The sequence below is a fragment of the Halobacillus naozhouensis genome (assembly GCF_029714185.1).
Lineage (GTDB): Bacteria > Bacillota > Bacilli > Bacillales > Halobacillaceae > Halobacillus_A > Halobacillus_A naozhouensis.
The window spans coordinates 3,194,878-3,208,930 of sequence record NZ_CP121671.1 but is presented as its reverse complement, the minus strand read 5'-3'; the positions used below and the strand labels follow the sequence as shown (position 1 = coordinate 3,208,930).

The following is a 14,053-nucleotide window of genomic DNA, read 5'->3' as shown; positions in this document are numbered from 1 at the left end:
TGATTCATTCTTGAATTAAAGTCCATGTCAACTGTCAAAGGTTCTTTGGCTCCTGTAAACGAGGGTGAGTGATTTGTTATTGAATGATTTTCACCTTTACACTTTGCGAAAGGGAACTCTTTTTTTGACGATAACAATCTGTGAAGAAACTGTTATACAGGGGAAAGGCTGCGGTAAGCAGTCTTTTTTTATATCCAAAATCAATCATTGGCACGATTGTTGCATCCTTTATTCATGAACATAAAAAAGGAAGGATGTTGTGACATGACAGTTGCTGTAACGGATGAATTGCAAGCCATGAAAACGATGGTGAAAAACTTTGTGGAAAATGAAGTCGAGCCCTATGCTCAAACCATTGAAGATGAAGATGAGATTCCTCAGCATTTAGTAGACCAAGCTAAAGAACTCGGCTTGTTTGGCATGAGTATTCCTGAAGAATATGGCGGTATCGGCCTAAATGCTGTCGGCAAAGCGGTGGTATTGGAGCAGCTCGGCCGAACTCATAATGGATTTGTTTCGTTAATCAGTGCTCACACCGGAATTGGAAGCACTGGATTAGTCAAACTTGCTTCTGAATCTTTGAAACAAAAATATCTTCCCGATATGGCGGCCGGTAAGAAAATCGCAGCCTTTGCGCTGTCAGAACCAGGGGCAGGTTCAGATGCCACCAATTTATCTACCCAAGCCGAGAAAACAGGCGATCAATGGGTGCTGAATGGGACGAAGCACTTTATTACCAACGCACCTGTCGCTGATGTATTTACGGTATTTGCTTTAACAGATAAGGAAAAGGGTGCAAAAGGCGGGATTACAGCCTTTTTAATTGAAAAGGACTTTCCAGGTCTGATCGTCGGTAAAAAGGATAAGAAAATGGGATTACGCGGTTCCTATACGGCTCAGGTAATTTTTGATAACTGTATCGTCCCAGAGGAAAACGTGATTGGCGAAGTAGGCATGGGCTACAAGAATTCGCTTCGAATCCTCGGTGAAGGCCGGATTGGGTTAGCGGCCAGGGCAGTGGGATCGTGTGACAAGTTGATTGAACTTTCGGCAAGCTATGCGAAGGAACGCGTGCAGTTTGGCAAGCCAATTGCCGATAACCAAGCGATTCAATGGATGCTGGCGGACATGGCTACCGAGACAGAAGCGGCGCGGACCTTGACGATGATGGCGGCCGAGAAAGTCGATGATGGTAAAAAAGTAATTAAAGAAGCCTCCATGGCAAAACTATTCGCTTCAGAAGTTTTCAACAAAGTGGCGGATAAAGCCGTGCAGATACACGGCGGAATTGGTTACATAGGCGAATATCCTGTTGAGCGTTTTTACCGTGATGCACGAATCACCAAAATCTATGAAGGAACGAACGAGATTCAACGATTAATCATTGCCAGACGTATTCTTGATGAAAATTAATCACCATTTAAAATCCATGTAGAAAAGAGGGATTCACATGCGTTGGGTTGTTCTCGTTATCTTATTTTTTGGAGCGATCATAAACTTCGCGGATAAATCGATCATCGGTCTAGCCGCTGTACCCATTATGGAAGACTTGGATCTTTCCTATGCCGAATGGGGTCTGGTCGGAAGCGCCTATTATTGGCTGTATCCGGTTACCGGAATTATTGGTGCCGCCTACGCTGACAAAATTGGCGCCAAGAAAGTACTCGGAGTGATCATGCTAGTCTGGGCCGTGTTACAGTTTGGAGTTTTAGCTGTTGCCGCTTTACCGTTACTTGTGGTATATCGCATTCTGCTAGGGGCATTTGAAGGGCCATACAGCCCGATTGCCTATAGCCATGCGGATAAGTGGTTTCCGCCTAAACTCCGTGGCTTCGCTAACTCCGTAATCGTTTCCGGAGGGACGGTGGGGGCCATGATTATCGCCCCTCTCCTCGTTGCGATGATTACGATGCTGGGGTGGAAGGTAGCCTTCGCCTGCCTGGGTGCGGCAAGTGTTGTCTGGGCGATCGCTTTTCAATTTTTAACGAAAGAAACCCCCGTGAAAGCTTATGAGAAGGCTAAAAAGAAAAAGAAACTTGAGAAAATCAGACTTAAAGATTTTGGCAAATTACTCGTTTCAAAGGCCGCCTTATTTACGACTTTAGCTTACTTCTCAACATACATTCTGGTCGTATGGATTGCCGTCTGGCTCCCGGTGTATCTCATTGAAGTCGTAGGGATGTCACAGGGGGAAATGGGGATAGGCGTTATGATTATCGGTATCGCCTCGGTAGCCATTTATATGAGTGTTTCCTCGTTATCTGACCGGCTATTTAAGAAAAATCAAAACTGGCGTGTGTCGCGAGTCTATATCGTAGGGGCGTCTATGATCGTTGGTGCCTTATGTCTGGCGTCGATTATTATTTTTCCGAACCCGGTGTGGGCCGTCGTGGCTATGTGTGTGGCTAAAGGGTTAACATACGCCATCTTACCGATTGGTCCAACGATTATGATTAACGAACTGCCTGAGAGAGGCGGGTTAATGACCAGTATTTTAACCTCCTCAGGTAATATTGCCGGTATTCTGGCTCCGATGGTTACCGGGCTTATTATTAACTTATCAGGCTCGAATGAAATCCTCGGCTATAACCTTTCTGTGTTATTTATGGCCGTCCTTGTTTTCGTTTTTGCCGTGCTATTTATTACCTTAGTGAAACCGACGGTCCGCCAGCAAAGTGATGAATCGGTAGAATCTCAGTCGGCAGAAAGCCTGTAACCGACCATTATCTAACGTTAGGAGGAATAAACCATGCAAGGAATTACAAGTCGTCCCTGGAAAAAGTATCATGCAGGACAACCAGATCAATCACAGTTTCCGCAAGTCTCTCTTTACGAGATGTTAACGGAGTCTGCCAAGAAATATGGTGATCAGACGGCCGTTACCTGGAATGAGCGGAAAATCACATACCGTGAATTGAAGCAGCGAACGGATAAGCTTGCCGGCAGCTGGCACAACATGAATTTTGAAAAAGGTGAACGGATTGGGTTAATGGTCGGGAACCACCCTGATTACATCGTTTCCTACTATGCTGCCCATGCGTTAGGGTTAATCGTCGTTCAGCTGAATCCTTCCTATACTCCAAGAGAATTGATGCAAATTTTAACGGATGCAGATGTTTCCTATATTGTAGCGGATGCTCGATCGGTGGATAAAATTAAGGAAATTGACAAGATTTTTTCTTTTAAAGCGATGATGGTGTCGGAAATCGATAGTGTTCCACCTGATGGCTTTCTGAAACTTGCGGATATCATCCAGTCTGGTACTAAGCTGGACTCTTCCGTCCCGATCGATCTGAAAGAGGAGGTTGCGGTGATTCAGTATACTGGTGGAACGACGGGTAAAGTGAAAGGCGCGATGCTGACACAGTATAATTTAACGACAAATGTGTATCAGAGTTATCTTATGTACAAACAACGAGCTGAGCCGGGCAAGGAAGTCATTCTAGCAGCTACTCCGCTGTACCATGTCTACGCGATGACAAGCGCTATGAATCTAGGAATCTATATGGGCGCGAACATTTTATTAATTCCGAAATTTGATGTCGATCAAGTGATGGATCTCATTAAAAAATATCAGCCAACGTTTTTTCCGGGCGTCCCGAAAATGTATATCTCGTTTGTGAATTACCCAGAAGCCGAAGCATATGGACTCGATTGTTTTAAAGTGTGTTCGTCAGGCTCAGCCCCATTGCCGGTTGAAGTACTGAAAAGATTTGAATCGGTTTCTGGTGTGAAGATTTTAGAAGGATTTGGCATGTCGGAAACCTCCCCCACCACTCATCGAACGCAGCTTAGTGGGGACATCAAGGTCGGCAGTATTGGCATCCCTGTGCCCGAAACCGATTGCTGTATTGTTGACGAGGATCATCAAGTGCTCGGCACGAATTCAGTCGGGGAACTGCTCGTGAAAGGTCCGCAAATCATGAAAGGATACTGGAATAATCCAGCCGAAACACGTCATGCCTTGCAAGACGGATGGCTGTTTACAGGGGACCTCGCCATGATGGATGAAGATGGATATTTCTATATCGTCGGCCGAAAAAAAGAAATGATTATTAACGGTGGCTTTAATATTTACCCGCAAGAAATTGAAAGCGTTTTATACGAACACCCGGATGTGAAGGAATCAGCTGTCGTCGGGATTCCGGATCGGGAAAAAGGTGAAATCGTTAAAGCCTATCTCGTCGCTAAAGATGGCCACACGATTGATCTCGAGGAAATAAAAGGGCATTGTTATCGCAACTTAACGCGCTACAAAGTTCCAAAGCAATTTGAAGTGATGGAGGAGTTGCCGAGAAATACAGTCGGAAAGCTTCTGAAACGCACGCTCGTTCAAGAAGAAAAGCGGAAATTGGCAGAGGAGGAATCTAACCATGCATGATATCAAAGAAGTTGCTGTAATTGGTGCCGGGGCAATGGGATCGCAAATCGCTATGGTTTGTGCGCTTCACGGATACAGTGTCATTCTAAACGATATTTCCGAGGACAGCCTGGCCAAAGCTAAGGAATCGCTGCAGGGGCATATGAACCGTCGGATTCAGAAAGGAAAGCTGACCGATCAGCAGGTTGAAGAAGCGTTTGGCCGCTTAACCTTTGAGGTGAATCTGGCATCTGTAAAGGACGTGGACCTCGTGATCGAAGCAGTGGTCGAGAAACTTGATATTAAAAGAGAGTTGTTCTCAACCCTTGACGACATTACTTCAGATCACACGATTCTGGCAACGAACAGCTCGACGATTGTTAGTTCGAAAATCGCCGATGCCACTACTAAGCCGGATAAAGTCTGCAATGTCCACTTTTTCAATCCGCCACTAGTGATGGAGCTGGTCGAAGTGGTTCAGGGACCACACACGTCTGAGGAAACAGCCCAGACGGCTTATGCTTTTGTCGAGCAAATAGGTAAAGTTCCTGTGCTGCTCAAGAAGGAGATTTCCGGATTTATCGCCAATCGGATTCTTGGGAAATTAATGGACGAAGCGGTCTTTTTGTTAGAAAACGGCTACGCCACACATGAAGAGATCGATACGGTGTGTACGAAAGCGTTGAACCATCCGATCGGTCCGTTTGCGCTTATGGATCTAACAGGAATTGACGTGAACTATTTTGTAAGGATGCAGCGTTATCAGGAGTCAGGTGACGAAGCAGACCAGCCTGCCAAGCTCATTCAGGAAAAAGTGGAAAAAGGTGAGCTGGGACGGAAAACAGGAAAAGGATTCTATCAATATAGCTGACTTAGGGGAGGAATGACCATGAATCTATTTGTGATTATGAAGCGTACGTTTGATACCGAAGAAAAGATCGTCATTGAAAAGGGTAGAGTTGCCGATGAAAGTGCGGAATTTATCATTAATCCTTATGATGAATATGCCGTTGAGGAAGCCGTTCAATTAAAAGAGCAGCATGGGGGCGAAGTTACAGTCGTAACGATAGGTGACGAAGAGGCCGAGAAGGAGCTGCGCACGGCCTTAGCGATGGGAGCGGATAAAGCCGTTTTAATGAATACCGAGGAAGATTTGGACGATGGGGACGCCTATACGACAGCCAAGATTTTGGCGGAATTTTTCAAGGATAAAGAAGTAGATTTGATTTTAGCTGGAAACGTCGCGATAGATGAAGGTTCCGGTCAAGTTGGACCAAGGCTGGCTGCATTTCTCGACATTCCGGCTATTACGACGATTACCAATCTTGAAATCGATGGTACGCAAGCGTTAATTGAGCGGGATGTGGAGGGAGATATTGAAAAAGTAGAGGCTGCTCTTCCAGTGCTCGTGACCGCTCAGCAAGGACTCAATGAACCTCGTTATCCATCACTTCCAGGGATTATGAAGGCGAAAAAGAAGCCGCTTGATGAGCTCGAGCTTGATGACCTAGATCTTGAGGAAGAAGAAGTAGAAGCTAAAACGAAGACGGTAGACGTTTTCCTTCCTCCTGAAAAACAAGTTGGAAGAGTATTAGAAGGTGAACTTGGTGCACAAGTCAATGAATTGGTGTCTTTACTACAAAAGGAAGCAAAAGTCATTTAACAGAGGGGGCGTACTAAGATGAGTAAAAAAGTGCTGGTACTAGGAGAAATTAGTGATGGAAGCCTGCGGAATGTATCGTTCGAAACAATTGCTGCAGCTAAAACGATTGCCGGAGATGGTGAAATTGTAGCGGTATTAGTCGGGGAAGCGGTGGAGTCTCTCGCGAAGGAAATGATCCATTATGGAGCAGATCGCGTGGTGACTGTCGAGCATGAGAACCTTGAAAACTATACTTCTGACGGCTATACACAGGCCTTAACCCCTGTCATCGATACAGAGCAGCCAGAAGGGCTTGTTTTTGCCCATACGGCTTTAGGAAAAGATCTTGCGCCAAGACTGGCGAGCAAGCTGGATACAGGACTTGTGTCTGATGTGACAGAAATTGACCAACAAGGCGATGACGTTGTTTTTACAAGACCGATCTATTCCGGGAAAGCTTTTGAAAAGAAAGTCATTACAGATGGAGTGACCTTTGCCACGATTCGGCCAAATAACATTGATCCGCTTGAAAAGGATGAAACAAGGTCGGGCGAAGTGGCCTCGATCGATGTGGAGATTGCAGACTTGCGAACGACGATTAAAGAACTGATCCGCAATACAACAGATGGAGTAGATTTATCTGAAGCCAAAGTGATTATTGCAGGCGGCCGCGGCGTGAAAAGTGAAGAAGGCTTTGCCCAGCTTCACGAGCTTGCCGACGTATTAGGCGGAGCTGTCGGGGCTTCCCGAGGCGCTTGTGATGCCGGCTATTGTGACTACGCCTTGCAAATTGGTCAAACCGGGAAGGTGGTCACACCGGATCTTTACGTTGCCTGCGGGATTTCGGGTGCGATTCAACACTTAGCAGGGATGTCGAATTCGAAGACGATTGTAGCGATTAACAAAGACCCTGAAGCCAATATCTTTAACGTAGCGGATTATGGAATCGTCGGTGACTTGTTTGATGTGGTTCCACTGTTGACGGAAGAGTTAAAAGCATTGAAAGTCGGTGTGTAAGCCGTGATTCGGAATGTGAGTGTGATTGGATTGGGAACGATGGGCAGGGGCATCGCCTTTGCCTGTGCCGCGGCCAATCTCGCTGTTGTCGTTCAGGATATCGAAGAACAGGGTCTTGAAAATTGTAAACAATACATCGACCAGCAATTCGCTAAAAGTGTCCAAAAAGGAAAGCTTACAGAGGAACAGGCGGCGCAGCGAAAACATGAAATTAAGTATACCCTCAGCGTTGAAGAGGCCGCGACACATGCCGACTTAGTGATCGAAGCTGTCCTTGAAGTTATCGATCTCAAGGTTGAGATTTTTAAACAGCTGGACCAATATGCACCGGGACACGCGATTTTGGCAACGAATACATCGACGATGAGCCCTACGGAAATCGCAGCGCAAACTAGCCGTCCCGAACAATGTATTGCGCTCCATTTTTTTAACCCGGTCCCTAAAATGAAGTTAATCGAAGTGATCTGCGGGCTGGAAACTGCGGAAGATACGATTGCGAAGTCCTTTCAGTTTGGTGCACAAATTGGCAAGGAATGCGTGCGGATTAACGAGTTCCCGGGATTCGCTGTCAGTCGCATGAATTGCCTGATTGGGAATGAAGCGATGAACATGGTAATGGAAGGTGTCGGCTCAGCTGAAGATATCGATAAAGCGATGAAATTGGGTCTCAACCATCCGATGGGACCGCTGGAGCTGGCTGATTTAGTTGGATTAGATACAAGACTCCGGAATATGGAGTACTTGCATCAAACTTTAGGGGGAAAATACCGGCCGTGTCCGATTTTAACGAAATATGTAAAGGCAGGGCGTTTAGGCAAAAAAACAGGCAAGGGTTTTTATACTTATGATTGAAGGCAGGAGGGAGAACATTGGACTTTAACTTAGGAGAAGAGATTGAGTTTTTAAAGAAGAATGTCCGAGATTTCGTCCAAACAGAAGTGGAAGCTGTAGCAATGGAGATTGAAAAAGAGAACCACATTCCTGATCGAATTATCGAAATGTCTAAGGAAATGGGCTTGTTTGGCCTCAGCATCCCGGAAGAGTACGGCGGATTAGGGATTGGAATGGTCGGAAAATGTGCGCTTTATGAGGAAATCGGCGCCACCCATAATGGCTACACGACTTTGATCGGTGCGCATACGGGCATCGGAACCGTTGGGATTGTCGAACTTGGCAATGAAGAACAAAAGCAAAAATACTTGCCCAAATTAGCGAGCGGTGAATCGATTGGTGCATTTGCCCTTACTGAGCCAAGTGCTGGCTCGAATGCAACGAACTTAAAAACGACCGCGGTTAAACAGGGAGATCACTATATTCTAAACGGGACAAAGCATTATATTACCAACGCCACAGAAGCTGATGTGTTCACGGTTATGGCAGTAACAGACGCCAGTAAAGGAGCGAAGGGGATCACCTCTTTTATCGTCGAAAAAGATTTCCCTGGCTTTCAAGTTGGCGCAGTCGAGCCGAAGATGGGGCTGCATGGCTCCCATTCAGCTGAAATCATTTTAGAAGATTGCGAGGTCCCTGTTGAAAACGTACTAGGCGAAGAAGGGCAAGGTTACGTGAACGCACTTAAAATTTTGGCCAATGGCCGTGCCGGACTGGCCGCAAGGAATTTGGGATCATGTCAAAAGCTGCTGGATTTATCGATGGAATATGTACAGGAACGCGAACAGTTTGGCGTCCCGATTATCGAGCATCAGGCAGTGGCCCACATGGTATCCGAGATGGCTGTTGAGATCGAAGCGCTCCGGTCATTTACGTATCGGACCGCTTGGATGGTGGATGAAGGAAAGAAAGTCATTAAAGAAGCGGCGATGCTGAAACTATATGGATCAGAAGTTTATAACCGTGTAGCCGATAAAGCCGTGCAAGTCCACGGAGGAATCGGCTACATTTCCGATTTTCCAATCGAACGTTTTTTCCGCGATGCCCGGATTACAAGAATCTATGAAGGAACATCGGAAATTCAAAAGAATATCATCTCTGGCCAGTTGAAAAAGGAATATAGCTAAGGAGGGATTCATATGAGAGACGATATTGTGATTGTCAGTGCAGCCCGAACACCGATTGGCCGCTATGGTGGTTCACTAAAAACGTTATCTTCCGGCCACTTAGCCGCTATTGCCATAGAAGAATCTATTAAGCGAGCAGGTATCTCTCCTGAACAAGTTGATGAAGCGATCATGGGTGAGGTACGGCAGACGACGGAGTCCTCTAACGTGGCACGAGTAGCCGCATTACGTGCCGGTATACCGGAATCCGCCACCGCCTATACAATCAACCGATTGTGTGCATCAGGCATGCAAGCTGTAGCTTCGGGTGTTCAGCAAATCACTTTTGATCTGGCGGATATTGTAGTTGCCGGCGGCGTGGAAAGCATGAGCCGCTCGCCTATCTATCTAAGAAACTCACGATTTGGCGGAGATCAGACGAAGCTAGTTGATTCAAATCTGGAAGCAGGACAGCAGCCGCAGGAAATCTACGGCAAGAATCTGGGAATGGGCATGACCGCTGAAAATGTTGCGGAGAAATATGAGGTTTCAAGAGAGGATCAGGACGCATTTGCCATCGAAAGTCAGCAGCGTGCTTCACAAGCGATAGCTGAAGGTAGGTTTAAAGAGGAGATTGTCCCCGTAGAGGTACAGGAAAAAAAGAAATCCTTTTTAGTCGATACAGATGAGCATCCACGTCCGCAAACTACTCTGGAAAAATTGTCAGGGTTGCGACCAGCTTTTAAAGAAAACGGAACGGTAACAGCCGGGAATGCGTGCGGCAGAAACGACGGAGCCACTGCGTTAGTCATTATGAAGGAATCGAAAGCCAAAGCATTGGGATTGAGTCCGCTGGCAAGGGTGGTCGACTGGGCGACGGCTGGTGTGTCACCGGAAATTATGGGAGTCGGCCCTGTTCCTGCCGTGAAGAAGCTCTTGGAAAAAACAGCTAAGCAAGTCGAGGAAATTGGGATCGTTGAGTTGAATGAAGCGTTTGCCTCTCAATCACTGGCCGTCATCAGGGAACTCGCCTTAGATCCAGACAAGGTTAACGTAAATGGAGGGGCGATCGCGCTCGGTCATCCCGTTGGCGCAAGTGGGGCGAGAATTCTTACGACCCTTTTACATGAGATGAAAAGGAGAGAGGAATCACTTGGGATCGCCACTTTATGTGCGGGCGGAGGTCAAGGTATGGCGATGATGGTTGAACTGGTTTAATCGTATGGGAGACTTAACTGCCGTTATACGGACACTGACCGCCGGATTATGTCTTTACCCCTCAAAGAAAGGAATGAAAACATGACATTTCAACAGATTGAATTAACAACAAAAAATCAGCTTGCCTACATTACCATTAATCGTCCAGATGTGCGTAACGCTTTGAACAAAGAAACTTTAGATGAAATGGTTGAAGCATTGGAGTCGCTCTCCGAAGACCCGGAAGTCGGAGCAGTTATTTTTACTGGAAAAGGAGAAAAATCCTTCGCAGCAGGGGCAGATATCAGCCAATTGACGGAAAAAACAGCGGCGGACGCTCTGGCTTCTAAAGGGATGCAATACGTGTATGATATGATCGAAAGCTATGATAAGCCAACAATTGCGATGATTAACGGTTATGCCCTGGGCGGAGGATGTGAATTAGCAATGGCTTGCGATATTCGGGTCGCCTCTACCCAGGCAAAATTAGGGCTGCCTGAACTGAATCTATCGATTATACCAGGAGCAGGTGGTACGCAGCGGCTTGCCAGACTTGTAGGCAAAGGGAAAGCCCTTGAAATGATTTTGACAGGAAAGCTTATAGATGCGCGGGAGGCGGTTCAGTTTGGCTTAGTGGCAGAGGCAGTAGAACCTGATGAGCTACCGGCTAAAGTAGAAGAAGTTGCCGGGAAGATTTTAGCGAAGGGGCCTTTAGCTGTGAAACTAGCGAAACTCTCCGTGCACATGGGAACAGAAACCGATATGAAGACAGGGTTAATGCTCGAAAAGCTGTCGCAGGCGATTCTATTTAACTCTGAAGATAAAAATGAAGGTACGCGGGCTTTTCTTGAGAAGCGGAAAGCTGAATTTCTAGGGAAATAACAAGGAGGAGGTTGGATTGACGATAACCATTGACGAAGTGCGTGAAAGCTTTGAAGCCAGTCCCTTTTTCTCACACATAGGCTTTGAAATTATTGACTTTGAAGCAGGCAACGTACTACTTAAGCTTCCTATCACAGAAAAATTGATGAACGTGAATGGCACGCTGCACGGCGGGGTGCATGCAACGATGCTGGATTTGATACTAGGAATGGCTATCCGATCCATTACGAAAACCCGCTGCTCGACCATCAACCTTAACATCAATTACTTAGCACCGAGTTCAACCGGTAATGTGGTGGCACGAGGAAGGATTTTGCAGCAAGGGTATCGGACGGTAACCGCAGAAGGGGAAATGTATGATCAAGAAGGAACTATGCTGGCAAAAGGGATCGGCACGTTCAAATTAATTCGGTAGGCACCTGACTTCTCCGGGAAGTGTAAAGGCACCGAATCAAGGCAGAGGATGTAAGATAAAGTATATTTCTGATTAGCTTCACTAAAAAGGACGCGCCGGACGCGTCCTTTTTAGTGAGCGCCGATAAAAGCAGAGTGAGAACTCCCCGCTGAGCTAGTTTCTTTTTAGAACAGCTTGTTTATCATATGATTAGACTATTAATAGAGTATTCAGGTGATAGAAATGACTAGATTTTCAAGCAAACCATGGCTGCTCGTCGTGACAATCGGTCTCGGAACCTTACTTAACCCGTTAAATTCATCGATGATTTCTGTAGCCGTCACGCGCCTGCAGCATGAGTTCGATTTGACTTTTGCCGACGCCTCCTGGTTAATATCCATTTTTTATATAGCAAGTGCCGCTGCTCAGCCTGTTATGGGGAAACTAAGTGATATGTTCGGCCCCAAACGCCTATTTTTAACTGGATTAGTTCTGGTCGCGGCCACATCCTTGCTCGCACCTTTTTCACCCAGATTCCAATGGCTATTGGTTTATCGTGCATTACAGGCCATTGGCAGTTCAACCTTATTTCCCAGCGGAATGACGATGATTCGAACAAGCATTACGAAGGGGCAAGGGAAAGCCTTAGGAACTATCGCTGTGTTCGCCTCGACATCCGCTGCATCCGGTCCATCGATTGCCGGCTTTTTAATAGACTGGTGGGACTGGCCGGCTATTTTTCTAATTAATTTACCATTTATCATCCTTTCCTTTGTTTTGGCGATTTTTGTTTTACCTAAAAAAGGACAAGGGAAGGCGGAGTTAAGCAGGATTGATTTTATTGGAATGGGGTTATTTACGACAGGGACAGTATGCTTGATTCTATTTTTTCTCTCCCTGACAAATGAAATAAAGTGGTGGGCCCTCCCCGCTGCGCTCGCAGCTTTAACAGTTTTTTATTCTTATGAAAAAAGGCAGAAGGAGCCGTTCATAGATCTCGTATCGCTCAAAAGTAACGTCCCGGTAACATGGATTTATATTCAATTTATGACGATCAACCTTATCTATTATTGTTACTTTTTTGGGTTGCCGACTTTTTTGCAGCAAGTTCGCCATTACAGTGGAAAAGAGACGGGGTTGATTATGCTGGCTATGGCGGGAGTCGGAGTTATGATTTCTCCGGTCGCTGGACGCTGGATTGATCAAAACGGCTCTAAACCTCCGTTATTATCGGGGGCCGTGACCTTGTTCATAGGTACAGCACTTTTGTTAACCTTGCACGAAACGTCCCCGCTCTGGGGGCTGCTCATCATTATGGCTGTACTAGGAGTGAGTAATGGCTTTAATAAAATTTCCATGCAAACAGCTCTTTACGATCATGTAAAGCCGGAGGAAACGGGATCAGCATCAGGACTTTTCCAAACAAGCCGGTATTATGGCTCAATTCTATCAACCTGTCTGCTCGGGATTGTCTTTACCGGCCACATGGACATTCAGCATTTACATAGCATTGCTGGTATTTGTCTGATCTTTTGTTTGTTCGTATTGGTTCTGGCTGTCCGCCATCCTCGCTTGAGGAAATAAAAATAACACTCCATCTTTAACGAAAAGATAGAGTGTTATTTTTTAATAACTATCATGTTCAATCTAAGTAAGGAGTGCTGCTTGGCCTCATTTTCTGCCTTAAGACTTTTCCGTATGTAACTGATATTGTTTATAGGAATCCTTTAAAGCAGCCTCAAGAGCATTGCCGGCCTTCCCTAAATAACCTTCATGAAGGCGTGTAAGCGGCTCTTCTATTCCATCCTTTAAACTGTAGCCCTTTAACAAAGTTTTAATGAAATCGCGTCCGTGATCCGTTGCTAACGTACAAGAGGCGTCGATAATCACCCCGTAGTTCTGATCTACTTCAAGTGTCAACGTTAACGATTCTGAAATATGGTTCGCCGCGATACCCGTGGGCAATTTTGAGTGTCCTGCTACAAATATGGTGTTCATGTGCTAAATCCCCCCACCTATAAAATATGATTTACTTCTATCATACCAGAGAGTTGGCTTCCAGGAATGATCATTTTTTACTCCTGAACAATGAATCGGGGTCCCAGTTTGACGATGTAAGACTCATTCCTAGTTACATAAGTTTTTTGTAATCAATCATTTCCGCTTTGCAACGGAAAAAATATAGGTGTAAATGTAAGCGCTTTTAAAATAAACTTAGCTTATTAGCAAAGATACTTTAAGGAGGAACAAACAATGAAGAAAATATTACTCGCTTGTTCTGCAGGCATGTCAACTAGTCTACTCGTTACAAAAATGAAAGAGGCTGCTGAAGGAAAAGGAATTGAGTGCGAAATCTGGGCGGTGGCCCAGGATAAAGCTCCAAAGGATATGAAAGAGGCGGATGTTTTGTTAATTGGCCCGCAAATGAAATTTATGAAGAAGAAATTTGAAAAGACAGCGGCCGAGGTCGGCATACCGGTGGATGTCATTGACCCGATGTCTTACGGAAGAGTAGATGGCAAAGCAGTGCTGGAAAAGGCTCTTGGATTACTAGAATCATAATT

Annotated in this window: 14 protein-coding genes; 13 read left to right on the top strand and 1 reads right to left on the bottom strand. The window is 45.7% G+C overall.

Going from position 1 to position 14,053, the window contains the following annotated elements; translation table 11 throughout:
* Window positions 1-264: 264 nt before the first annotated feature.
* The 12 genes from P9989_RS16655 (at window position 265) to P9989_RS16600 (ending at window position 13,073) form a co-directional block, all read left to right on the top strand.
* On the top strand, window positions 265-1,413 hold the full coding sequence (locus P9989_RS16655; RefSeq protein ID WP_283075988.1) for an acyl-CoA dehydrogenase family protein: 1,149 nt from the start codon (window positions 265-267) through the stop codon (window positions 1,411-1,413).
* Window positions 1,414-1,450: 37 nt separating this feature from the next.
* Window positions 1,451-2,716: an MFS transporter gene (locus P9989_RS16650; protein WP_283075987.1), complete on the top strand. Its 1,266-nt coding sequence runs from the start codon at window positions 1,451-1,453 to the stop codon at window positions 2,714-2,716.
* Between the two features lie 33 nt (window positions 2,717-2,749).
* The gene (locus P9989_RS16645) at window positions 2,750-4,381 is read left to right on the top strand and encodes a long-chain-fatty-acid--CoA ligase (RefSeq protein WP_283075986.1); all 1,632 of its coding nucleotides are present in this window, start codon (window positions 2,750-2,752) and stop codon (window positions 4,379-4,381) included.
* Window positions 4,374-5,231, top strand: coding sequence for a 3-hydroxyacyl-CoA dehydrogenase family protein (locus P9989_RS16640; RefSeq protein ID WP_283075985.1), 858 nt, complete (start codon window positions 4,374-4,376; stop codon window positions 5,229-5,231). Before P9989_RS16645 ends, P9989_RS16640 begins: the two co-directional genes overlap by 8 nt.
* Window positions 5,232-5,249: 18 nt before the next feature.
* A complete protein-coding gene (locus P9989_RS16635; protein ID WP_283075984.1) occupies window positions 5,250-6,023 on the top strand; it encodes an electron transfer flavoprotein subunit beta/FixA family protein in 774 nt (257 codons plus the stop codon).
* 18 nt (window positions 6,024-6,041) lie between these two features.
* Window positions 6,042-7,019 carry an electron transfer flavoprotein subunit alpha/FixB family protein gene (locus tag P9989_RS16630; protein WP_283075983.1) on the top strand — a complete coding sequence of 326 codons (978 nt, stop codon included), beginning with the start codon at window positions 6,042-6,044 and terminating at the stop codon, window positions 7,017-7,019.
* Between the two features lie 6 nt (window positions 7,020-7,025).
* Complete coding sequence (locus tag P9989_RS16625; RefSeq protein ID WP_283078955.1) at window positions 7,026-7,871, top strand: 3-hydroxyacyl-CoA dehydrogenase family protein; 846 nt, start codon at window positions 7,026-7,028, stop codon at window positions 7,869-7,871.
* 17 nt (window positions 7,872-7,888) lie between these two features.
* Entirely contained in the window at window positions 7,889-9,037 is a 1,149-nt protein-coding gene (locus P9989_RS16620; protein ID WP_283075982.1) for an acyl-CoA dehydrogenase family protein, read from the top strand.
* 12 nt (window positions 9,038-9,049) lie between these two features.
* Window positions 9,050-10,234 (top strand): thiolase family protein, encoded by a 1,185-nt coding sequence (locus P9989_RS16615; protein WP_283075981.1) that lies wholly within the window; start codon window positions 9,050-9,052, stop codon window positions 10,232-10,234.
* A gap of 81 nt (window positions 10,235-10,315) precedes the next feature.
* The gene (locus P9989_RS16610) at window positions 10,316-11,095 is read left to right on the top strand and encodes an enoyl-CoA hydratase/isomerase family protein (RefSeq protein WP_283075980.1); all 780 of its coding nucleotides are present in this window, start codon (window positions 10,316-10,318) and stop codon (window positions 11,093-11,095) included.
* A gap of 16 nt (window positions 11,096-11,111) precedes the next feature.
* Complete coding sequence (locus tag P9989_RS16605) at window positions 11,112-11,510, top strand: PaaI family thioesterase (protein ID WP_283075979.1); 399 nt, start codon at window positions 11,112-11,114, stop codon at window positions 11,508-11,510.
* A 222-nt stretch (window positions 11,511-11,732) separates the two neighbouring features.
* Window positions 11,733-13,073 (top strand): MFS transporter, encoded by a 1,341-nt coding sequence (locus tag P9989_RS16600; protein WP_283075978.1) that lies wholly within the window; start codon window positions 11,733-11,735, stop codon window positions 13,071-13,073.
* 99 nt (window positions 13,074-13,172) lie between these two features.
* Here P9989_RS16600 and P9989_RS16595 read toward each other — a convergent pair whose 3' ends face one another.
* Window positions 13,173-13,487, bottom strand: coding sequence for a DUF3870 domain-containing protein (locus P9989_RS16595; protein ID WP_283075977.1), 315 nt, complete (start codon window positions 13,485-13,487; stop codon window positions 13,173-13,175).
* A 255-nt stretch (window positions 13,488-13,742) separates the two neighbouring features.
* Between P9989_RS16595 and P9989_RS16590 the strand changes: the two genes are divergently transcribed.
* Entirely contained in the window at window positions 13,743-14,051 is a 309-nt protein-coding gene (locus P9989_RS16590; protein WP_283075976.1) for a PTS sugar transporter subunit IIB, read from the top strand.
* The last annotated feature ends 2 nt before the right edge of the window (window positions 14,052-14,053 follow it).